Raw genomic sequence first — 19075 nt, 5'->3', positions numbered from 1 at the left:
CGAAGCGCGCTGAAACGCTGACAAGCTGAAACGCTGACAAGCTTACACCCCGACGACGGCCCAGCGGCGGCCGAGAAACCGGGCGCCGCAGGTCGCCAGGCGCACGAGCATCAGTACGTTCAGGGCGGCCCAGACGCCCACGACGCCGAGGCCCAGGGCGAGGGACGAGAGGGCCAGGGGGCGAAGACGAGGAAGGCCGCGACCATCGACCACTTCAAAAAGCGGGTGTCGCTGGCCCCGATCAGGATGCCGTCCAGGGCGAAGACCGCCGCGCCAACCGGCTGCATGAGCGCGAAGAGGGGCCACAGCTCCCTTGCCCTCTCAATCACTTCGGCGTCCCCGGTAAAGGCGCGGGGAATTATTCCCGTCCCGGCGAGAAGCGCCAGGCAGAAGATCCCGCCTACGGCCACGGACCAGAAGATCATGCGCCGCGCGGCGGCGTAGGCGCCATCGGCGTCCCCGGCCCCGAGGGACCGGCCGACCAGGATCTGGCCGGCTATCGCGATCGCGTCGAGCACGAGCGCGAGGAATATGAACAGGCTGAAGGCGACCTGGTGCGCCGCGAGCGGGGCCTCCCCCATCCTGGCGACGACGGCGCTCGCGAGCGCGAACGAGAGCAGGAGCGCTCCCGTTCTCACCGCGATGTCCCCGCCGACGCGCATCAACGGCCGCATCGTGGTCCAACTCGGCCGCCGCGAGTCGGCGGGTGCTTTCAGCAGCCAGAAGACGAACGCGAGGCCCATGCCGGCCTGGGCGATGACGGTCCCCCACGCCGACCCCGCGAGCCCCCACCCGAACCCGTAAACGAACAGTACCTCGAGGACAGCGTTGGCAGCGTTGGCGGCGACGAGTATGACGAGGGGCGTCCTCAGGTTGCCGACCCCGCGAAGGAAGCCCTGCCCCGCCAGCGCGATCATGGCGAAAGGCACCCCGAGCGCCGAGATGCGCAGGTACGAGACCGCCATCCCGGCCGTCTCGCCCGCCCCGCCCATCAGGGCGACGGCCGGGGCGGCGAGAAACAGGATCAGGGCCATCAGCGTCCCTCCGAGCGCGAGCGCGAGCCACAACGCCTGGGAGCCCAGACGGCCGGCGGCGGCCACCTCCCCCGCCCCGTGCAGCCGCGCGACGCGGGCCGTCGTGCCGTAGGTTAGGAAGTTGAAGAGCGTTACGGCGGTGCTGAGGAGCGTGGCGGCGATAGCGAGCGCCGCCAACTGGGGCGTCCCGAGGTGCCCTACTATCGCGGTGTCTACGAGGACGTAGGTAGGTTCGGCGGCGAGCGCCCCGAGGGCAGGCAGGGCGAGGGCGAGGATCTCGCGGTCGTACCGCCGGCCCTGGGCGCGTCCGGACGCGCCCCCGGTCAAAGCGTCTCTGCGTCGAACCCGTGCTCCTCGGAGAGTGGTTGCATGGCGTTCTCGACCGTCTCTGCGGAGTCGTCGGGGACGTAGAAGTACACCGTCTGGGGGAAGCGGTCCTCGTTGGGCTCGGCGCGGGCGAACCTGTAGTCCACTCCAAGCCGGTCCAGGGCGTCGCGGACGGCCTCAAGGGCGTCCTCGTCCTTTACGTTGTCCACCCTCAGCATCGTATCGCCCTGCACCCTCTACCCTCCCAGGTCGAACTCGAAGAACTTGCCGTCTTTCTGGATCAGCTCGCCGTCGGCGTAGAGCCCGCCGCCGTCGCGCAGGTCGCAGACGAGGTCGGTGTGCACGCTAGAGTCGTTCTTGCCGCCGGTCTCCTTGTACGAGCGGCCGATGGCGAGGTGGACGGTTCCGCCGAGTTTCTCGTCGAAGAGCACGTTGCCGCTCGCGCGCCTGATACCGTAGTTGGTGCCGATGCCGATCTCGCCCAGGTACCGCGCCCCCGCGTCCGTGTCGAGCAGGCTCTCCAGGTACTCCCGCCCCTTCTCAGCATCGGCCTCGACGACCTTCCCGTTCTCGAAGCGCAGCGTGACCCCCGCCACCTCCCGGCCCCCTATGGCGGCCGGGACCCCGAAGTACACGTGGCCGTTGGCGGAGTCCTCGACGGGCCCCGTAAAAACCTCGCCGCAGGGCATGTTGCGCCTGCCCGCCGAGTTCACGAAAGTGCGTCCCGCGACCGAGAGCGTGAGGTCCGTCCCAGGGCCGACGAGCCGGATCTCGCGCGCCTCCTCCAGCCGTTCCTTGAGCCGCTCCTGCTCGGGGTGCTTCTCCTGCCAGTAGCGGACCGGGTCATCCTCGTCAAGGCCCATAGCAGAGAAGGCGAACTCCTCGTAAGCGGTGAGGCCCATGTTCGCCTCCTGGGCCAAAGCCTCCGTCGGGAAGAGGGTGAGCACCCAGCGGTTCTTCTCCAGCACGGCCTCCTGCAGCGGCTTGTTCAGCTCCGCGAGCGCGCGTTGCCTGGCAGGGTCGACGTTCGCCAGGGCCCGCGTGTTCGAGGGGGCTTTGATCGCGATCTGCGCGTCGGCCTCCTCGGTGACGAAGCGCCGAATCGACGGGATGGTCTGGTAGTGGAGGTCTTGCGCGTGCTCAAAGAAGAGCTCCTGCAACCCCGGCAGTTGCGCCTGCACGACGGGCACGGCGCCCACCTGCAAGAGCCGGGTGTAGAGCGCCTTGATCAGGGGCTCCGCCCCGACCTCGCCCGCAACCGTTACCTGTTCCCCCTCGCGGGCCTCGATCGAGTAGTCGACGAGTACCCGCGCCAGCTTCTCTAGACGTTCATCCCTCAAGAAAGCTCCTCTCCAAGTCGATCCTCCGGGAGCTTATCATCCACGCTCGCGGGCCCCCGTCGGGAAGAGCGCCGAGGCCGCGGTCGAGAGCGTCACCGCCGCCGCTAGCGCGAACGACGCCTCCAGGCCGAATCTCCCTCCGACGGCCCCCAGCGCGGCGGGCCCCGCGACGCAACCCGCCCCGAAAAAGAACAGGGTGGCCGAGAAGCCCGTCGAAGGCCGCTCCGCGAAGACCAGAGAGCTCCAGAGCGCGAGCAGGCTCGACATCGCCATCACGCCGACCCGTACAGCGCCGCCGAGATACCGGCCGCGGCCAGAGACCCCGGTGCGACGGCCAGCAACCCCGCAGAGAGCGCCAGGGAGGCGAGCACCCCCAGCAGCACGGCCACCAGCCCGAGGTACCGCACCGCGTCCCCGGTCAGCATCCCGACGAAGCCGACGACCCCGACCACGGCGTAGAAAAGCGGCCCCGCCGCGACCGGAAGGTCGACCGAGCGCGTGACGAGCTCGACGGCGAACGCCCAGTAGAAGGCGCTCACGGCCCCAAACGAGAGCGCGACGGCGAAGAGCGAGACTGCCCCCGCCCGCGGCAGCAGCCGGATGTTCCCACCGTCAGGCGCGGTCGCGGCGGTGCGGCCGGGGACGGCGAGGAGGTTCAAGGCCCTGCGACGAGCGCGGTGACCGCGAAAGCGAGCCAGGCCGTCCTCCAGGAAGCGCCGACCACGAACGCCGTAACGCCCAGGATCAGCACCCCAAACGTGGTGCCCGTGCTGATCACGGACAGAACGCGTCCCTGCAAGGGACGCGGCACCTCGTCGCCGACGGCGTCGTTGTAGGGCGCCCACGACCACCCGGCGCTGGTGCCAGCGACGACCACCCCGGCCGCGAGCCACGCCGTGCCGGGCGCTCCGGCCACGATGCCCATACCGAGGGCGGCCGCCAGCATACCGAGAAGGATCGGGGCCCTCGCGCCGACCCGGGCGACCAGGAGGCCAACCGCGACCAGCGAGACCAGGTATCCCGCCTGCAACCCGCTCGCGACGAGCCCGGAGAGCTGTATCGAGAGGCCGAACTCGTCCCGAAACTGCGGCAGGAACAGTCCGTACCCCGCCCGCGCCGGCCCGAAGGAAACGGCTATGGCGCAGAACCCGGCCGCCCCAAGCCTCCCGGCCCTACCCACGCAGCGAGGCCCTACCCGCCACCGAGCGCCCCGCGAACGAACCCGAACGCCGCGCGCGTGCGGACCAGGATCTCCCCCGGGTCCGGCGCCCCGAGCGGCCACGGCTTGAGCTCCAGGCTGACCGCCCCCTGGTAGCCGTCCGCCGCCAGGGCGCCTAGGAACGGCCGGAGCGGCAGTTGCCCCTTGCCCGGAAGCCTGTGCTCGTCCTTGCCGACCACGAGGTTTGAGTCGGACAGGTGTACGTGGCGCAGTTGGCCCACGAGCGCCGCGTGCGCGTCTAGCAGATCCACACCGCTCGCCCCGACGTGGCTCGTGTCGAGGGTCACGGCACCGATGCCCTTCAGATGCTCCGGCAGGTGGCAGCTCTGCCTGCGGACCTGGAGGACGCCGGGCTGGTTCGCGGGCATGTTCTCGACGGCTACCGTCACGCCTTCGGCCCTGGCCTCCGTGAGCGCTCCGTCCATCCAGCGGGCGAGCGGGAGTCCGGGCGGCGGCGGGTGGGCGACGACGAGGGGGCAGGAGATCCTGCGCGCCAGTCGCGCGCTGCGGACGAGCGTCTCTTCCCTACCGAGCCGCCAGGCTCCGGTATAGATCGGCGGGTGGAGCGCCAGGATCGGCACCCCGTGCCTCTGAACGAGTTCGTTCAAGTAGTCTGGCTGATGCGTATCCCACCGGTCGTCCATCATGACCTCGACCCCATCGAAGCCGACCTCGGCCGCCCACCCGAAGACCCGGTCCAGCCCGAACGGATACAGCGAGCCCGTGCTGAAGATAACCGGGATAGCACTCATCCGCCGCGCCGGATTTTCTCGAATCTCTCCAGCGTGGACGGCGAGTGGTTCTGGTAGTGGTTGTTGGCGTAGGCGAAGACGGTCTTGTCCTCCTCAAGAAACCGTCCGACGACTCCCGACCACCAGCGAAGGTCGTCGTCGCGCTCCTTCTTGAGGCCCGTGTGCCCCGACGGGAACTCGCGCCGGTCCCCGAGCCAGCGCACGTAGGAGAAGTCCGACGTCGCCTCCTCCATCCTCGGCATCCTGGGGTAATCGACCAGCACGAGAGCCGCCCCGCGCTCCCGGAGCATCTTCGTCAAGTCGGAGCCGAGCCAGCTCCGGTGGCGCACCTCGACGGCGTAGCGGAAGCCTTCTGGCAGGGCTGCGAGAAAGTCGTCGAGCTCGCCCAGGCCTTCGACGGTAAAAGACGGCGGGAGTTGGAGGAGCAGCGGTCCGAGACGGTCGCCCAGCCCCGCCATCGTGCCGAGAAAGTTCCGGGTCTCGCGTTCGCAGCCGACGAGGTTTTTTTCGTGCGTGATCTCCTGCGGGAACTTCGCGGCGAAGAGGAAGCCTTCAGGCGAGATCTCGCGCCACCTCTGGACGGTGGACGGCCGGGGCGTCCCGTAGAAAGTGGAGTCTATCTCGACGGTCGCGTACCGCTTGACGTACTCGGCCAGCCGCGACCCGGCGGGCATCCCCGGCGGGTAGACCGTCCCCTCCCAGTCCGCGTAGGACCAGCCCGAGGTGCCGAGGTACAGGCCCGGCTCCGGCGGCGAGATGCTGCCGGGCGTCTCCGCGAAGAGCCTCTGTTGCGTGGGATCGTCCATAGGGCGCGAAAACGCGATGCTACCATAGCCTCTCATCACCTTTCTGAAATAGCTATCTCTAACGACCTCCCCCCGATGTAATACATTCTGGCGGTGGGATACGGGGCTCCAGCAGCGTGAAGGTCTTCTACAGCGACCATTTCGTGCTGCCCCTGCCCGAGGGGCACCGTTTTCCGATGACCAAGTACTCGCTGCTGCGCGAGCGCGTGGAAGCCTCTTCCGTCTGCGGGCCCGGCGAGTTGCGGCAGCCCGAGGCCGTCACGGACGAGGAGATCCTGCGCGCCCACGACCGCGGCTACCTCTACCGCGTCGCGTCCGGCGCCCTGACGGGCAAAGAGATCCGGCGCATCGGCTTCCCCTGGTCGGAGAGGATGGTGGAGCGCTCCCGCAGGGCCTCGGGCGGCACGCTTGGCGCCTGCCTCGCCGCGCTCGAAGAGGGCTTCGCCGCTAACCTCGCCGGCGGCACCCACCACGCCTTCGCCCACCGCGGGGAGGGCTACTGCGTCTTCAACGACTCCGCCATCGCGGCCCGCGCCGTGCAGGCCGCGGGCCGCGCCGGGCGGGTGGTGATCATCGACACGGACGTCCACCAGGGGAACGGGACGGCGGCCATCCTGCAAGGCGACCCGACGGTCTTCACGTTCTCGATCCACGGCGAGAAGAATTTCCCTTTTCATAAAGAGCGCAGCGACCTCGACGCCCCCCTCCCGGACGGCGCCGACGACGGCGAGTATCTCGACGCCCTCCGCTCCGGCCTCGAACGGGCGCTGGAGGAGTCGAGGCCGGACCTGGCGATCTACCTCGCGGGCGCCGATCCCTTCGAGGGCGACCGCCTCGGCCGCCTCTCGGTATCGAAGGCGGGACTCGCCGAGCGCGACCGGCTGGTCCTGGAAGGCTGCCGGGAGCGTAACGTTCCGGTAGCGGTGACGATGGCCGGCGGTTACTCGGAAGACGTCGGGGACATAGTCGACGTCCACTTCGCGAGCATCCAGCGGGCCGCGAAGATGGCCCAACCACAGAGAGGACTCACCCATGGATAACGCGACCCACGTCGTACTAGGGGCGACGGGCGGTATCGGATCCGCGCTCTGCCGCCGCCTCGCTAGCGAAGGCGCGACCCCGATCCTCGCCGCCCGCGACGAGGGACGCCTGAAAGAACTCGCCGACGAACTCGACGCTCCGTACTTTGCCCTTGACGCCACGGACGCGGGCGCCGTGGGTGACCTGTTCTCCAAAGCGGTGGAGGAGAACGGCCCCGTCGCGGGCGCGGCCAACTGCGTGGGCTCGTTCCTGCTCAAGCCGGCCCACATGACGTCGGACGAGGAGTTTGCGCACCAGATCTCCCAGAACCTCACGACCGCCTTCAACACCGTCAGGGCGGCGGCGAAAAACATGCCAAACGGCGGCTCCGTCGTCCTGCTCTCCTCCGTCGCCGCCCGGGTCGGGCTTGCGAACCACGAGGCGATAGCCGCGGCGAAGGCGGGCGTGGCCGGCCTCGCCCTTTCGGCGGCCGCCTCATACGTCGCGCGGGGGCTGCGTTTCAACGTCGTCTCGCCCGGCCTCGTTCAGACGCGGATGACGGAGAACGTAACCCGCAGCGAAACGGCCAGAAAGGCGTCCCTGGACCTGCACCCGCTCGGAAGGCTGGGCGAGCCGGAGGACATCGCCGGGGCCATCGCCTACCTGCTAGGTCCCGACGCTGGCTGGATCACGGGCCAGACCCTCGGCGTCGACGGCGGCCTCTCCACTTTACGTCCCCCCGTCCGACGCTCGGCGAAAGGCTAGAGTGCGATGCCTGACAACCCGAACTCTTGCGTGGTCGTCGGGGCCGGCATCTCGGGCCTGCTCGCGGCCCGCGAGCTGCAAGAGGCCGGCTGGCGCGTAACCGTCCTGGATAAGGGCCGGGGCGTGGGCGGACGGATGGCGACCCGCCGTTTCGGCGGGGCAAGCTTCGACCACGGGGCCCAGTTCTTCACGGTCCGCGACGACAGGTTCGGGGAGATCGTGGACGGCTGGCTCTCTTCCGGAGCCGCCGCAGAGTGGTCCCGCGGCTTCGCGAACGCCGAGGGCCCTAGAGACCCCGACGGCCACCCCCGCTACCGCGGCGCGGAGGGCATGACCTCCATCCCGAAGCACCTAGCCCGCGGCCTCGACGTCAGGACCGGGGAACGGGCCGTGAAGGTGGAGCAAGTAGACGCCGGATGGACGGTCACCTGCGAATCGGGCGGGACGGCCACGGGCGGCGCCCTGCTGCTGACGGCCCCGGTCCCGCAATCCCTCGCGCTGGCCCGATCGGGCAACTACGCACTCTCGGACGGGGCTCGTCGGCAGCTCGAAGACGTGACCTACGACCCTTGCCTCGCGGTGATGGCCCTGCTCGATCGTCCCTCGCCGGTGCCGGAGCCGGGGGGAGTCCAGATCAAGGACGAGCCCCTGGACTGGATCGGGGACAACGCCATGAAAGGGATCTCGGAACGCCCCTGCGTCACGATCCACGCCGGCCCCGGATGGTCGAGGGAGCACTACGAAGAAGACGAAAAGAGCATCACCGAAGCCCTCCTCTCCCTGGCCGCAGAACAACTGGGCGCGGACCTCGCCTCCGCGACGGTGGAGACCTCGCTCGCCCGGTGGCGCTACAGTTGGGTTACGTCGTCCCACGACGAGCCCTGCCTGGTCGCCTCCGAAGACCCGCCGCTCGTCTTTTGCGGCGACGGCTTCGGGCAGCCGAAGGTGGAGGGGGCAGCGCTCTCCGGGCTGGCGGCGGCCGACAGGCTGCTCGGCCGCGCGGGGTAGGGCTGAAGTGGAGGTCGTCCTGCTCGCGCACCTGGCGGCGACGATCTTTATGGTGGGTGTGATCTGGTTCGTCCAGGTTGTCCACTACCCCCTCTTCGGACGGGTCGGAACCGAAGGCTTCGCCGGTTACTCGACGGCCCACTCACGGCTCACCGGGTTCGTAGTCGGCCCCCCGATGCTCGTCGAGGCGGCGACCGCGGTCGTCCTGGTGATCAGGCCGCCGCAGGGCGTTTCGCCATCCCTGGCCCTGATCGGGCTCGCGCTGCTAGGCGCGATCTGGCTCTCGACCGCGTTCTTGCAATCGCCCCAGCACGGCGTTCTGGGACAGGGGTTCCGCCCGGCCTCCCACCGCTTTCTCGTGCGCACCAACTGGATCCGGACCGCCCTCTGGACCGTGCGCGGTCTCCTGGTGCTCTGGATGACCGCGGGGATCTTGCCCCAGGCGTGACCCCGTGCAAGATGCATCTGGCGTCGCGTAACAAAAAGTGGTACATATGGACTAGAAGACGAAATCCGTCGAAGGAGCAGGGGGACTTGGGAAACAGAAGGGTCGCGCTAAAGCCGCATGCGTCGAAGATCCGGCGCTGGGTAGAAGACGGGCGGGGGGACGATTGGATCGCCCAGGAGTTGAACACGACGCCGTCGAGCGTCCAGAGCTTCCGCTCCCGAAACTCCATCTACCGTCGCGACCCTGTCCGCCGCGGCCAGCTCTCCGAGCACCCGGCCGTCCTGGACGAGACCGCGGACGGCATCCTGCTAAAGACGGACGCCCGCGACTCGGACGTCTTCGACCGCGAGTGGCGCGGCTACCTGCGCGGCTCCCCGGAAGACCTGCAAGTAGTCATAACCCAGGACCGTATCTACCTCGAAAAAGTCCGCTAGCGTGGCCGAAGACCGCCCGGTCCGCCTCGACCTCTCCCTCCAGGAAGCGGAAGCCCTCCACGCCGCCCTCGAAGTCCTCCTCGAAACCGCACCCGCGAACCCAAACCTGGACCGCCCCCACCGCCTCCTCGCCTGGCGCACCCTGGCCGCCAAGACCGGCACCGGCCTCACGGCCCGCCTCGCCGACCTCGCCCGCCAGTCCGACACCCTGGAACAATACGAAGCCGTCCGCGACGAAGAGCTAGGCCCCATCCTGGACGGCCTCGAAAGCGCCGAAAACAGAGATCCGTAGGCTCCTCCCTTCGGTCGTCGCGCACGCTCCGGCTTCGCCTCCGCTTGTCAGCACGGCGCTTCGCGCCTTTCAGCGGTCAGCTATCAGAAAGTCGTCCGTACACGTTATGTCTTCTGACACTCGAACCGTTGCGCCTGGCGCCGCCCGGTCGGTCGTTGCGCAGCTGATGGCTGAAAGCTGATGGCTGAAAGCTGAGCCCATAGGGCGAAGCGTGCTGACAAGCTGTTATCCGTTTGTTATCTATTGGTAGCCCCGGTGTAACCCGGCGCGGCTATATTGCGGTCACTGGGCCCTTCCCCCTTCCTGGCCCAGGCGAGAGTGCCGGGCCGTGTATTATTTCGCGCGGTCCGGTTTTTCTTGTGTGCTAACCTCTAGACCGGTTATGCAGAACTTTCTTGCCTTGCTTGCGGTGACGGTGTTCGTTGGGGCCCTGGCCCTGCTTGCGCAGTGGGCCAGGAAGAGCCGGGGGGCCGAGATCTCGCTCTGGGTAACCCTCCTCTTCGTCTCGCTGCTCGTGCTTGGCGCGGGGGCGCTGCTGGCGGTCGCCCGGATCTCCGGCTCGGTGCCGGCTGACCTGTATCCGCCCGGACTGCTAACGATTACTGCCGGCGCCGTCTCCGCGGCGGGCGTGATCGGGCTGGCCCTCTGCGTACCGACCCTGCTGAAGATCGTGGGCCGCCGCCCCGCGACATTTCTCTCGGACCCGCCGGTCTTTCTCGCGCTCTGGCTCTTCGCGATGGTGCTGCTCACCAACAACCTGATCGGCATCCTCGGCTTCGACCAGTTGGAGGAGATAGGCGCGTTTTCCCTCGGCACGGGCGGAAGGCTCTCCGTCGGCCTTATCCTCGCGACCCAATTGCCCTTCGTGGCGGTGGCGCTGCTCGGGGTTGGGGCGGGCCTCAGGTGCGGGCTCCGTCAGACCCTCGCCCGCCTCGGCTACGGTCCGCTGAACGCCAAGCAACTCGGGATCGTCGTAGCGTTCGTGGTCGGTGCGTTCGCCCTCTCGCTCGGCGCGGATTTCCTGTTTCGGGTGCTGCAGCCGGAACTGTACCGGGAGGTCGGGGAGATCTCGGGCACGCTCTTCGACCCGCGGGGCCTGGGCCTCGTGCCGGCGGTCCTCTTCGCCTTGCTGATCGGGCTCGCGGCGGGACTCGGCGAGGAGACGCTCTTCCGGGGCGCCGTCCAGCCCACCCTCGGCATCCTCCCCACCTCCGTCCTCTTCGCCTCGATGCACGTTCAGTACGGGCCCTCCCTGCTCCTGGGCTACATCTTCGTGCTCTCCGTGGGCCTCGGATACCTGCGCCGCCACTTCAACACCACCGCGAGCTTCTTGGCCCACGCCGGTTACAACTTCGTCGGCGTGATGGCCGCCTACCTTTTCGCGGCGTAGGGAGCCCACGGTCGGCGTTGGGACCTGAGGGTTACGCCGGACGTCTCATTAGCAGCCACTCCGGGCCGCGGTCCCCGAACTCCTGGACCAGGTCGAACCCGGCCTTCCGGTAGACGGCGATGGCGCGCCGGTTGAAGGCGGCGACGGTGAGGCGGAAGGCGGGCGGCGAGAACTTCTCCCTGGCGAACCGCAGGCCCGCCAGCACGAACTCCAGGCCGAGGCCCACGCCCGTGAAGTCGGGCCTCATGCCGAGGCCCACGTCGAGGGCGTCGTCGCCGTAGAGGCCGCGTTTGCGCCCCTCGGGGATCGTGGCGTCCGCGCCGAAGCAGAAGTAGCCGACCAGCTCCCCGGCGCCGTCGAAGACGGAATGGTAGTTGTAGCGGGGCTCGAGCAGCCCGGGGATGGACGAAGGGTTGCCGTCGTAAGCGGAATACGGCTCGGGGTAGCGCCAGCGGGAGATCTCCTCCGCGTCGGCCCGCGTGATCGGCCGCAAGACGTAAAGGCTCTCGGACATCCCCACTACATCCTGCGCCCGATGCGCCCGGCCAGATCAGCCATCTCCTGCCGAGAGATCTCCAGAACTCCTTTATCCCAACTCGCCCAGGCGCCTTGCTGCTCCTCGTAAGGAACACCCGGCGGCAGCGGCACGACGTGCCAGTGGACGTGCGCGTTCCCCTCGTTGCTCCCAAACGCGTAGACGTACATCCTCTCCGCCCCCACCTCCTCGCGCACGGCCTCGGTCACACCATAGACGACGGCCTGCACGCGCAGGTACTCTTCACGCGTAAAGTCCTTCGTCACCTGCTCCCGGTGCTTTCTAGGTGCGACGAGAGTGTACCCATAGGCTTTCGGAAACGCGTCAAGAAAAGCTACGATCTCATCGTCCTCATAGACGAAATGTTGCGGCAAATCGTTCGTACCCGACACCACCTCACAGACGAAACAAGGCTGCGAACGAAACGAAGCGTGTAAAGCTTCCATATCCGGAAAATACCGCCCGAACTCCCGTTCCACCATCCCCCCTACCAGACCCGCCCGAAAGCAAACACCAGCTGACAAGCCGAAAGCGAGGCCTGCTCGTAGCAGGCCGAAGCGTGCTGAGAGCGTAGGCGAAGCCGGAGCGGGCTGACAGCTAAGCGGCCAGCGAGCTGGCGACCGGAACGACGGGCGCCGGCTCCAGGGATGCGGCGATGCGGACGAGCAGGTCGCTTACCTCGACCTCGAGGCCCGCTGCGATGCTTTCCAGCACCCTGGAGGAAGGATCTTTCTCGCCGCGTTCGATCTCGGCGAGGTAGGAGACGGAGACGTGGGCGCCCTCGGCCACCTGCTTGAGGGTGAGGCCCCGCTCGTTGCGCTCGGCCCGCAGGGTCTCTCCGATGGCGGAGAGGAGGTCGCCCTCCTTGCTCTTCGGGGTGATGTCCAAGGTCTTCACGGGTTAGATTCTATCCTTTATCGGCCGTTTTACGCAACCCACCCGCCAGCTCTTTGACGCGCCGAACCTCCGCGGCGTCGGCCTCGGGCGTCTCGTAAGGCGTCTCCATGACCAGCGGAACGCCGGGCAGGGCGGCGAAAAGCTCCGTCCAGGAGGATGGCGGGATCTCTCCCTCCCCCACCTTGCGGTGCCCGTCGCGTCGGCTACCCAGCTCGTTCTTGGCGTCGTTTAGGTGAAGAAGCGCCACCGCGTCCCCGAGGGCCTCCCTCAGCTCTGCGGCGACGAGCCGTGGCCCGCCGGGGATCGCGAGGTCGTAGCCGGCAACGTACGCGTGGGCGGTATCGACGCAGACCCGCACCCCCGCCCTGCGGGCGACCTCGCCGAGCGCATCGAACGTCGAGCAGAGTTGCGTGCCCGCGCCGACCGAGTTTTCGACCACGACCTCGGCGGCACGCCCGGAGTCGCCGGCAAGATCCCTCGCTCTTTCGAGTCCTTCTACCAGCCGGTCGAGCCCCTTCGCTTCTCCGTCGCCGCCGTGGCTGCCGGCATGGACTACAACGAGGTCGAGGCCAAGGTCGCCAGCGGCGACGAGCTCCGCGGCGAGGGCGTGGGCCGAGTTCTCCCGCAGCTCGTATTTCGGGGAGGCCAGGTTGATCAGGTACTTCGCGTGGGCCACGCCGGGCGAGAAGCCCAGCTCCTGCATCCTCTCGATGAACGCCTCCCGGTCGGCGCGGGGCGTCGGCTCCGCCCAGGCCTGCGGGTTGGAGACGAAGATCTGAAACGTCTCGCACCCCTGCTCCCCGGCGAGCGAGAGCGTCTTTCGCAGCCCGCCCGAAGTCGGCAGGTGCCTCCCCACTTTGTTTGTCCTGTCCGGCATGGCGAAGATTCTAGCGGAGGGGGACGGCCGCGTTGTGATAGATATAATCTTCGGAAGAACCGAAACAAAACCTACAGGCCCGGCCGCGTTCGGCCGGCCGGAGGGAGCGAGATGGCAGTCGAGGGCAAGGTGGCGAAGGTCCTTGGGAACAGTGAAATAGTCCTGAACCGGGGACGCACCGACGGCGTCCGAACCGGGATGGTCTTCGAGGTCTACTCGCCGGACGGCGAGGAGGTCTGGGACCCCGACACCGGGGAGACGCTAGGGACGGTCGAGGACATAAAGGCGCAGGCCGAGGTTACGGAGGTCAAGGAGAGGCTCTCCGTCGCCCGCCTCAGGCAGAACGCCCAGTCGCCCTTCGGGGCCGTGGACATCGGGGAGATGCAGCAAAACCTCCAGCGCATGTTCGGCCAGATGTTCGGCGACGACGTACGCGTCCAGGGCTTCGGGACCGGCTCCCCCGACGACCCCGACCTGGAGTCCATGCTCGGTGGCCCCCTGCAGGACCTTTCGAAGGTCCAGGTCGGAGACGCGGCGCGCGAGGTAAAGCGGCGCTGATCGGGCAGAGGAATCCCGGCCTTCCCGTAACCTACGGCCTCATAACCGCCTGCACGCTCGTCTACCTGGGCGTCGCGTACCTCGGCGCGTCAGCCTACGCGATCCCCTGGAACGTCGCCCTCGTCGTCCAGCCGGGCGACATACTGGAGCAGGGCGCCCTCGTCCCGGCCCTCGTGGCCGACGGCCAGGCGTGGCGCCTCGTCTCGAGCGTCTTCCTCCACTCCGGGTTCGTGCACCTCGCCCTGAACATGCTCTCGCTGTACTTTCTCGGCTCGTTCGTCGAGGCCTCGTTCGGGCGGGGCCGCTTCCTGGCGCTCTACCTCCTGAGCGGCCTGTCCGGCGGCATCGCCTACCTGTACTTCGGGGGTTTCGCCGAGCCCGCCGTGGGCGCATCCGGGGCCATCTTCGGCCTTCTCGGCGGCATACTCGGCTACTCGATACGCAGGGGCACCTTCTCCTGGCGAAACCCCATCATCCGCCAACTCCTCATACTCCTCGCGATAAACCTCTACATAGGCCTCTCGATACCGAACATCAGCAACACGGCCCACATGGGCGGCCTCGCCGGGGGCCTCCTCTTCGGCTTCCTCGTCGCCCCGACGGTCTACAGCCGCAAAACGGCGAAAGCCATCACGCCAATCGCCGTGGTTCTCGGGTTGGAGATCTTGCTTCTCGTTGCCTGGTATGTGTTTGTTTAGAGCTTTCAGCTATCAGCCGTCAGCTTTGAAGTAGCCCGACGTATCTGCGTCAAAGCGCGCGACTCTCCGAGTTGATGCGAGTGATCGATCAGTCGAAGCCCTGTCCACGCGCCCTCGACTACCTGTCCCTTATTCTTGCTGATAGCTGAAAGCTGACCGCTAAAACAACGTCAACAGCGCGAAGGTGGTGGCGAGCAGCGTCGCGAGGAACAGGATGCCCGTCCCCCTGCCCCGGTGTTCCGCCCTGGCTTCAGGCAGGAGGTGGGCGGCGCCGACGTAGGCCAGAACGCCGCCCGCGGCGCCGGTGAGCAGGCCGAGGGTACTCTCGCCCGGCGCCGGGAGGGCCAGGACGAGGAAGGCGGCGAAGGGGATCGCCAGCCCCAGCGCGATGGCGGACCGCATGACCCGGGCCCTCGTCGCCCGCGCGGCCACGAGCACGGCGGCCAGGGAGACCCCGACGGGAACCTGATGAACGAGGATGCCGAGGCCGACGAGCCAGGACGTGACCTCCGGCGCCTCGGCGCCGATGCCGATGGCGAAGCCGTCGGCCAGGTTGTGGACGGCGAGGCCGGCGACGAAGGGGCCGACCGCGTGCTCGTGGACCGGCTCCTCCGGGCCGTGGTCGGTGTGGGCCCTGAAGACGTTTTCTACCAGGAAGAGCACGGCGAAGCCGGCGACGAAACCGACCGTCGCCGTCCTACCGGCGAGTTCTAGCGCTTCGGGAAAGAGTTCGACGAACGTGAGGGCGAGCAAGATGCCCGCCGCGAAGGCGGCCGCCAGGGAGCGGCCCCGCGCGCCAAGGCCCTTGCCGAAGAGGGCGAGCAGGCTCGCCCCGGAGAAGCCGACAGCGGCGAGCAGGGCGAGCAAGACCGCGCTCACGGTTCGGTCCTCACGCGGCGGGCCTTACCCGAGGCTCCGGACGGGGATCAGGACGGCCCGGAACGCTTGCGCGACGGCCTGGAATGGCGGAGCATCAGGACCATCGCGAAGCCGAGGGCGAGCACGGTGGCGACGAGCAGGTTGCCGCGGATGGCGCCCCCGATCAGGAACGCCGGGTCGATCCTCAAGAGCTCCATAAAGAAGCGCCCCGTCGAATACAGGCTGACGTACAGCAGGAACACGTCCCCGTCCTTGAGCCATCCGGCGAATCGGCGGGCGACCCAGAGCAAGACCAGGCACACGAGCGCGTTCCAGATGCTCTCGTAGAGGAACGTCGGATGGAAGGTGGAAGCGTCGGCGAACCCGTCCGGCCTGTTCTCCGGGGAGATCCTTATGGCCCACGGAAGGCTCGACGGTCTGCCGAAGAGTTCCTGGTTGAAGTAGTTGCCCCACCGTCCTATGGCCTGGGCGAGCACGAGGCCCGGGGCCACGGCGTCCGCGAAGGCCAGCGGGCTGATGCCCCTGATCCGGCAAAAGACGAGTAGGCCTATGAAGCCCCCGATCACGCCCCCGTAGATGCCCAGCCCCCCGTTCCACACGGCGATGACGCCGGGCCAGGGGTCGCCGGCGTAGAGGTCGTAGTCCGTGATGACGTGGTAGGCCCTGGCGCCTATGAAACCGGGCGGGATTATGAAGAACAGGGAGTCGAGGGCGAGTTCGCCCTCGTAGCCCTTGCGGACGAGCTCCCGGCCCGAGAGCCAGGTGGCGACGACGATGCCGAGGGCTATGCAGAGGCCGTAGTAGCGAAGCGCGAAGGGCCCCGCCTCGAACATGATCGGGGACGGCGGGCTCGGCAGTGAGGCAAGGAGGAGTGGCACGTTACTCCGTTGCTGTGGTGACGGTCGGCGCCTCCGTCGACTGCCGGTCGGCCGGGTCTATCGGCCGAGTCCCAGTCGGCTGCGGGTCCTCGGGCGACTGCTCGACGCCGTAGTAGGCCTCGAGGACGTGGCGCACGACGGGTCCGGCCGTCAGCTCCGAGCCCGTCTCGAAGGCGCCGCCACCCTCGATCATGGTGACCACGACCAGCGGCTCGTCCTGGCCCTCCGTCCAGCCCGCGAACCAGTTCACGTAGTCCGCCGCCTCGCCGGGTTCGCTGGGCAACTCGCCCGTGCCGCTCTTGCCGATGGTCGGAAGCTCGGAGCCCTTGAAGATGTTCTCCGCTGTTCCTTTCTTCGCTGTGACGCCCCTGAAACCATTTATCACGGCGTCGATCTGGGCCTGGTTAGTGTCGACCTGGCCCGCTGGCTCGGGCGTGATCTCCGCCACGACCTTCCCGCTCTGGTCCCTCACGTCCTTGGCGACGTGCGGGGTTACCAGCGTGCCCCCGTTGTAGAGGGCCGAGTAGGCCGTGGCCATCTGGACCGGGGAGACGAGCAGGTCCCCCTGGCCGATGGAGAGGTTGATCCAGTCCCCCACGCTCCAGTAGGCCTCCTCCGCGCTGCCGTGCAGCGCCCTGTAAAGCTCTCTCTCGCCCGCCTCCGTGGGCACGCGCCCGGCGGACTCGCCGCTGATGTCGATGCCGGTGAGCTTCCCAAAGCCCCACCGCTCGTAGTATTTGGGCATCCAGTCCTTGTCTTCGGTCTGGTTCCAGATCCAGTCGGCCACCTGGTAGAAGAATATGTCGTTGGAATCCGCTATGGCTTCGGAGAAGTTCTGGGGGCCGTGGTTCCCGAGGTACTCGTAGTTGGGGCTGTTCTGCCGCCAACTGCTGTAGCACGGGCTGACCGAGACGCTGGATGGACTCCAGCACAGGTTCTCGTCGATGATAGCGCTGTCTGTAATGATGGTGTAGGCGTCGATCACGCCCGCCGCCATCCCGGCGAGGCCCGTGAAGATCTTGAAGGTCGAGGCGCCCGGCTGCCCGCCGACGATGGCGCGGTTGGTGAACGGGTACCCGCTCCTCTCTGACGACAGGTACTCGTACTCCTCTAGCTCCTGGTCCCCGGAGATACCCCCGACGAAGAGCTGCGGGTCGAAGTCGGGCCGGCTCGCGAGCGCCAGCACCTCCCCGTTCTCGGGGTTCATGGCGATAACCGCCCCGCCCCTGCCCTCGTAACCCTCGGCCCTCGTCCGGTCGAGGGCGGCGTCGAGTTCCGTCTCGACCACCTTCTGCAAATCCACGTCGACCGTCAGCCTGAGGTTGTCGCCCGGCTTGGGGTCCTTGACGTGGTCGGGCAATTCCTCCGTCGGGTTCGACTCTATCGGGTTCCCGTTCTCGTCCACGAACTCGCTCGCGGAGTTGACCCTGGCCCCGTCCGGGACTATCCGCCCGAGCACGTCCACGTCGTACTTCTGCCAGCCCGCCTCGCCCCGCAGCGTCTCCTCGTAGTAGACCTCGACGCCGCTCTTGCCGACGATGGAATCGTTGGAGAGGCCCTTGAAGGCGTCCAGCTTTAGCTCATCGGGGGTGATGGCGCCCGTGTAGCCGAGGACGTGGGAGGCCAGGTTTCCCTGGGGGTAGTTCCTCACCCAGTCGTCGTTGACCTGGACGCCGTCGAACTCCTCCGTGCGCTCGCTGATGTAGGTAACGGCCGTCTGGTCGGCGTTCTCCTTCACGAGAATCGGGCTGTAGGCGGCGCCCGTCACGGGGTCGATGGCCGCGTCGTAGCGCTCCTGGACGCTCTTGGGGTCGGCGCCGAGGATCTCGGCCAGCTCGCCGACCTTCTCGCGGGCCTCGGCGGCGGTCCTACCGCGCCCGATTTCGTTGGGTATGACGGTGACGTTCAGGCCCGGCTCGTTGTTGGCCAGGATCTCGCCGTCGCGGTCGTAGATGACGCCGCGCTGGGCGGGGTCTTTGACGGTAAGGGTGCCCGTGTTCTGGGCCATGACGTTGTACTCCTCGCCCGTCAGGACCTGCAGGTACCAGAGACGGGCGCCGAGCACGGCGAAGACGAGGGCTATGAGAACGGCGAGCGAGACCACCCGCACCTGCATGTTGCCCTTGGTCAGGGGCGGGGTCTCGACCCGTTTTTTCGCAGGGTTCGTCTCCCTGTTTTTGCGCGCTGGCGACCGGAGCAACCTCTATCTCCCTCTCGCTGTATCCGGTTTCAACTGCTAGGCGACCTTCTCGGCCTGCACGATCAGGCGCCGCGAGTAATCCGGCAGCGTGCAGGTCTGCAAGGTCACGATGTTACGCCCTTGGAGGGGCCGCGTCACGGAGACCTGGGTGGGCTCCACCACGAATTCTCTGAAGACTCTGTAGACGTAGCGCTTGCCGGCGGCGTCCGTGAGGAAGATCCTATCCCCATCCTCCAGCTTGTTGAGGTCCCAGAAGGCCAAAAAGCTGTCCGTGCCGGGATATCCGAGCCTGTGCCCGGCGATGTATACGTTTGCCTCCCTCTCCCACGGGCTACCCGTTCCCTTCAGGTGGACCCCGGCGTACCGCTTGAAGGCGGCCTCGTTGCCCCCGTCGGCGTACGGGACCGTCGCCCCGCTGATCCGGCTCATCTTCGGGATGCTAACCTTGAGCGTCCTGTTCTGCGGGCCGCCGGGGACCTCTACCCGTCGCTTCCCGCCGGCCCTACCGGCTTTGGCGCGGTCAGGAGACTTCTCAAGAGACTTCTCGACCTCGGGGGATACGACCGGGGCCTCGGGGCCGGAAGACGTCCGGTCCAGGGTCTCGACCTTGCTCGCGGCGTCGGCGTCGCGGGCCGGAGAGCCCGCGAAGAAGGTCAGGGCCACGGCGAGACCGACCCCGACCAGCAGCAGGCTCATGACGTTGAAAATGGTGTCCGTG

At 67.8% G+C, this 19075-nt stretch carries 25 protein-coding genes; 9 read left to right on the top strand and 16 right to left on the bottom strand.

Annotated elements, in window-relative coordinates:
- Window positions 1–119: 119 nt before the first annotated feature.
- The 8 genes from GBA63_RS08795 to GBA63_RS08760 are packed head-to-tail and all read right to left on the bottom strand — an operon-like array spanning window position 120 to window position 5514.
- Window positions 120–1361 (bottom strand): MATE family efflux transporter, encoded by a 1242-nt coding sequence (locus GBA63_RS08795; RefSeq protein WP_166175316.1) that lies wholly within the window; start codon window positions 1359–1361, stop codon window positions 120–122.
- On the bottom strand, window positions 1358–1594 hold the full coding sequence (locus GBA63_RS08790; protein WP_166175315.1) for a hypothetical protein: 237 nt from the start codon (window positions 1592–1594) through the stop codon (window positions 1358–1360). The genes GBA63_RS08795 and GBA63_RS08790 overlap by 4 nt, the downstream gene beginning before the upstream one ends.
- A 3-nt stretch (window positions 1595–1597) precedes the next feature.
- Window positions 1598–2701, bottom strand: coding sequence for an aminopeptidase (locus GBA63_RS08785; RefSeq protein WP_166175313.1), 1104 nt, complete (start codon window positions 2699–2701; stop codon window positions 1598–1600).
- Window positions 2702–2737: 36 nt separating this feature from the next.
- Complete coding sequence (locus tag GBA63_RS08780) at window positions 2738–2977, bottom strand: hypothetical protein (RefSeq protein WP_207957156.1); 240 nt, start codon at window positions 2975–2977, stop codon at window positions 2738–2740.
- On the bottom strand, window positions 2974–3360 hold the full coding sequence (locus tag GBA63_RS08775) for a hypothetical protein (protein ID WP_166175309.1): 387 nt from the start codon (window positions 3358–3360) through the stop codon (window positions 2974–2976). Before GBA63_RS08775 ends, GBA63_RS08780 begins: the two co-directional genes overlap by 4 nt.
- Entirely contained in the window at window positions 3357–3881 is a 525-nt protein-coding gene (locus GBA63_RS08770; protein WP_166175307.1) for an MFS transporter, read from the bottom strand. The genes GBA63_RS08775 and GBA63_RS08770 overlap by 4 nt, the downstream gene beginning before the upstream one ends.
- A gap of 11 nt (window positions 3882–3892) precedes the next feature.
- Window positions 3893–4672 carry a sugar phosphate isomerase/epimerase family protein gene (locus tag GBA63_RS08765; protein WP_166175305.1) on the bottom strand — a complete coding sequence of 260 codons (780 nt, stop codon included), beginning with the start codon at window positions 4670–4672 and terminating at the stop codon, window positions 3893–3895.
- Window positions 4669–5514, bottom strand: coding sequence for a DUF72 domain-containing protein (locus tag GBA63_RS08760; protein ID WP_166175303.1), 846 nt, complete (start codon window positions 5512–5514; stop codon window positions 4669–4671). Before GBA63_RS08760 ends, GBA63_RS08765 begins: the two co-directional genes overlap by 4 nt.
- Before the next feature lie 80 nt (window positions 5515–5594).
- On the opposite strand from GBA63_RS08760, the gene GBA63_RS08755 reads away from it, so the two are divergent.
- The 7 genes from GBA63_RS08755 (at window position 5595) to GBA63_RS08725 (ending at window position 10835) form a co-directional block, all read left to right on the top strand.
- Window positions 5595–6518, top strand: coding sequence for a histone deacetylase family protein (locus tag GBA63_RS08755; RefSeq protein WP_166175301.1), 924 nt, complete (start codon window positions 5595–5597; stop codon window positions 6516–6518).
- Window positions 6511–7263, top strand: coding sequence for an SDR family NAD(P)-dependent oxidoreductase (locus GBA63_RS08750; RefSeq protein ID WP_166175299.1), 753 nt, complete (start codon window positions 6511–6513; stop codon window positions 7261–7263). The genes GBA63_RS08755 and GBA63_RS08750 overlap by 8 nt, the downstream gene beginning before the upstream one ends.
- Before the next feature lie 6 nt (window positions 7264–7269).
- Complete coding sequence (locus tag GBA63_RS08745) at window positions 7270–8271, top strand: NAD(P)/FAD-dependent oxidoreductase (RefSeq protein WP_166175297.1); 1002 nt, start codon at window positions 7270–7272, stop codon at window positions 8269–8271.
- Window positions 8272–8278: 7 nt separating this feature from the next.
- Window positions 8279–8719 (top strand): hypothetical protein, encoded by a 441-nt coding sequence (locus GBA63_RS08740; protein WP_207957155.1) that lies wholly within the window; start codon window positions 8279–8281, stop codon window positions 8717–8719.
- An 86-nt stretch (window positions 8720–8805) separates the two neighbouring features.
- Window positions 8806–9153: a hypothetical protein gene (locus tag GBA63_RS08735; protein ID WP_166175295.1), complete on the top strand. Its 348-nt coding sequence runs from the start codon at window positions 8806–8808 to the stop codon at window positions 9151–9153.
- A 1-nt stretch (window position 9154) separates the two neighbouring features.
- A complete protein-coding gene (locus GBA63_RS08730; RefSeq protein WP_166175293.1) occupies window positions 9155–9445 on the top strand; it encodes a hypothetical protein in 291 nt (96 codons plus the stop codon).
- 382 nt (window positions 9446–9827) lie between these two features.
- Window positions 9828–10835, top strand: a complete 1008-nt coding sequence (locus GBA63_RS08725) for a CPBP family intramembrane glutamic endopeptidase (protein ID WP_166175291.1) — start codon at window positions 9828–9830, stop codon at window positions 10833–10835.
- A gap of 31 nt (window positions 10836–10866) precedes the next feature.
- Here GBA63_RS08725 and GBA63_RS08720 read toward each other — a convergent pair whose 3' ends face one another.
- From GBA63_RS08720 to GBA63_RS08705, 4 genes are all read right to left on the bottom strand, one after another.
- Entirely contained in the window at window positions 10867–11349 is a 483-nt protein-coding gene (locus tag GBA63_RS08720; RefSeq protein WP_166175289.1) for a GNAT family N-acetyltransferase, read from the bottom strand.
- Window positions 11350–11354: 5 nt separating this feature from the next.
- Complete coding sequence (locus GBA63_RS08715) at window positions 11355–11816, bottom strand: HIT family protein (protein ID WP_228282503.1); 462 nt, start codon at window positions 11814–11816, stop codon at window positions 11355–11357.
- 151 nt (window positions 11817–11967) lie between these two features.
- Complete coding sequence (locus tag GBA63_RS08710; protein WP_166175285.1) at window positions 11968–12267, bottom strand: helix-turn-helix domain-containing protein; 300 nt, start codon at window positions 12265–12267, stop codon at window positions 11968–11970.
- A gap of 10 nt (window positions 12268–12277) precedes the next feature.
- Window positions 12278–13144 (bottom strand): deoxyribonuclease IV, encoded by an 867-nt coding sequence (locus GBA63_RS08705; protein WP_166175283.1) that lies wholly within the window; start codon window positions 13142–13144, stop codon window positions 12278–12280.
- Window positions 13145–13255: 111 nt separating this feature from the next.
- Here GBA63_RS08705 and GBA63_RS08700 point away from each other — a divergent pair, with 111 nt between their 5' ends.
- Both GBA63_RS08700 and GBA63_RS08695 read left to right on the top strand, forming a co-directional pair.
- Entirely contained in the window at window positions 13256–13702 is a 447-nt protein-coding gene (locus GBA63_RS08700; protein WP_166175281.1) for a hypothetical protein, read from the top strand.
- 173 nt (window positions 13703–13875) lie between these two features.
- Window positions 13876–14400 (top strand): rhomboid family intramembrane serine protease, encoded by a 525-nt coding sequence (locus tag GBA63_RS08695; RefSeq protein WP_166175279.1) that lies wholly within the window; start codon window positions 13876–13878, stop codon window positions 14398–14400.
- 159 nt (window positions 14401–14559) lie between these two features.
- On the opposite strand, the gene GBA63_RS08690 is transcribed toward GBA63_RS08695, so the two are convergent.
- Genes GBA63_RS08690 through GBA63_RS08675 form a run of 4 tightly spaced genes read right to left on the bottom strand, consistent with a single transcriptional unit; the run spans window position 14560 to window position 19053 of the window.
- Window positions 14560–15279: a ZIP family metal transporter gene (locus GBA63_RS08690; protein WP_166175277.1), complete on the bottom strand. Its 720-nt coding sequence runs from the start codon at window positions 15277–15279 to the stop codon at window positions 14560–14562.
- A gap of 47 nt (window positions 15280–15326) precedes the next feature.
- On the bottom strand, window positions 15327–16157 hold the full coding sequence (lgt, locus tag GBA63_RS08685; RefSeq protein ID WP_207957153.1) for a prolipoprotein diacylglyceryl transferase: 831 nt from the start codon (window positions 16155–16157) through the stop codon (window positions 15327–15329).
- Window position 16158: 1 nt separating this feature from the next.
- The gene (gene mrdA, locus GBA63_RS08680) at window positions 16159–18357 is read right to left on the bottom strand and encodes a penicillin-binding protein 2 (RefSeq protein WP_166175275.1); all 2199 of its coding nucleotides are present in this window, start codon (window positions 18355–18357) and stop codon (window positions 16159–16161) included.
- A 36-nt stretch (window positions 18358–18393) separates the two neighbouring features.
- Window positions 18394–19053 carry a class E sortase gene (locus GBA63_RS08675; RefSeq protein WP_166175273.1) on the bottom strand — a complete coding sequence of 220 codons (660 nt, stop codon included), beginning with the start codon at window positions 19051–19053 and terminating at the stop codon, window positions 18394–18396.
- Window positions 19054–19075 lie beyond the last annotated feature (22 nt).

The sequence above is a fragment of the Rubrobacter tropicus genome (assembly GCF_011492945.1).
Lineage (GTDB): Bacteria > Actinomycetota > Rubrobacteria > Rubrobacterales > Rubrobacteraceae > Rubrobacter_D > Rubrobacter_D tropicus.
This window is presented reverse-complemented; position numbering and strand designations above follow the sequence as displayed.

What these genes read in the sequence shown, in the direction of transcription:
- GBA63_RS08765 (WP_166175305.1), bottom strand. Translation starts at nt 4,672, where the DNA reads ATGAGTGCTATCCCGGTTATCTTCAGCACGGGCTCGCTGTATCCGTTC.
- GBA63_RS08760 (WP_166175303.1), bottom strand. Translation starts at nt 5,514, where the DNA reads ATGAGAGGCTATGGTAGCATCGCGTTTTCGCGCCCTATGGACGATCCC.
- GBA63_RS08750 (WP_166175299.1), top strand. Translation starts at nt 6,511, where the DNA reads ATGGATAACGCGACCCACGTCGTACTAGGGGCGACGGGCGGTATCGGA.
- GBA63_RS08745 (WP_166175297.1), top strand. Translation starts at nt 7,270, where the DNA reads ATGCCTGACAACCCGAACTCTTGCGTGGTCGTCGGGGCCGGCATCTCG.
- GBA63_RS08725 (WP_166175291.1), top strand. Translation starts at nt 9,828, where the DNA reads ATGCAGAACTTTCTTGCCTTGCTTGCGGTGACGGTGTTCGTTGGGGCC.
- GBA63_RS08720 (WP_166175289.1), bottom strand. Translation starts at nt 11,349, where the DNA reads ATGTCCGAGAGCCTTTACGTCTTGCGGCCGATCACGCGGGCCGACGCG.
- GBA63_RS08715 (WP_228282503.1), bottom strand. Translation starts at nt 11,816, where the DNA reads ATGGAAGCTTTACACGCTTCGTTTCGTTCGCAGCCTTGTTTCGTCTGT.
- GBA63_RS08705 (WP_166175283.1), bottom strand. Translation starts at nt 13,144, where the DNA reads ATGCCGGACAGGACAAACAAAGTGGGGAGGCACCTGCCGACTTCGGGC.
- GBA63_RS08700 (WP_166175281.1), top strand. Translation starts at nt 13,256, where the DNA reads ATGGCAGTCGAGGGCAAGGTGGCGAAGGTCCTTGGGAACAGTGAAATA.
- GBA63_RS08675 (WP_166175273.1), bottom strand. Translation starts at nt 19,053, where the DNA reads ATGAGCCTGCTGCTGGTCGGGGTCGGTCTCGCCGTGGCCCTGACCTTC.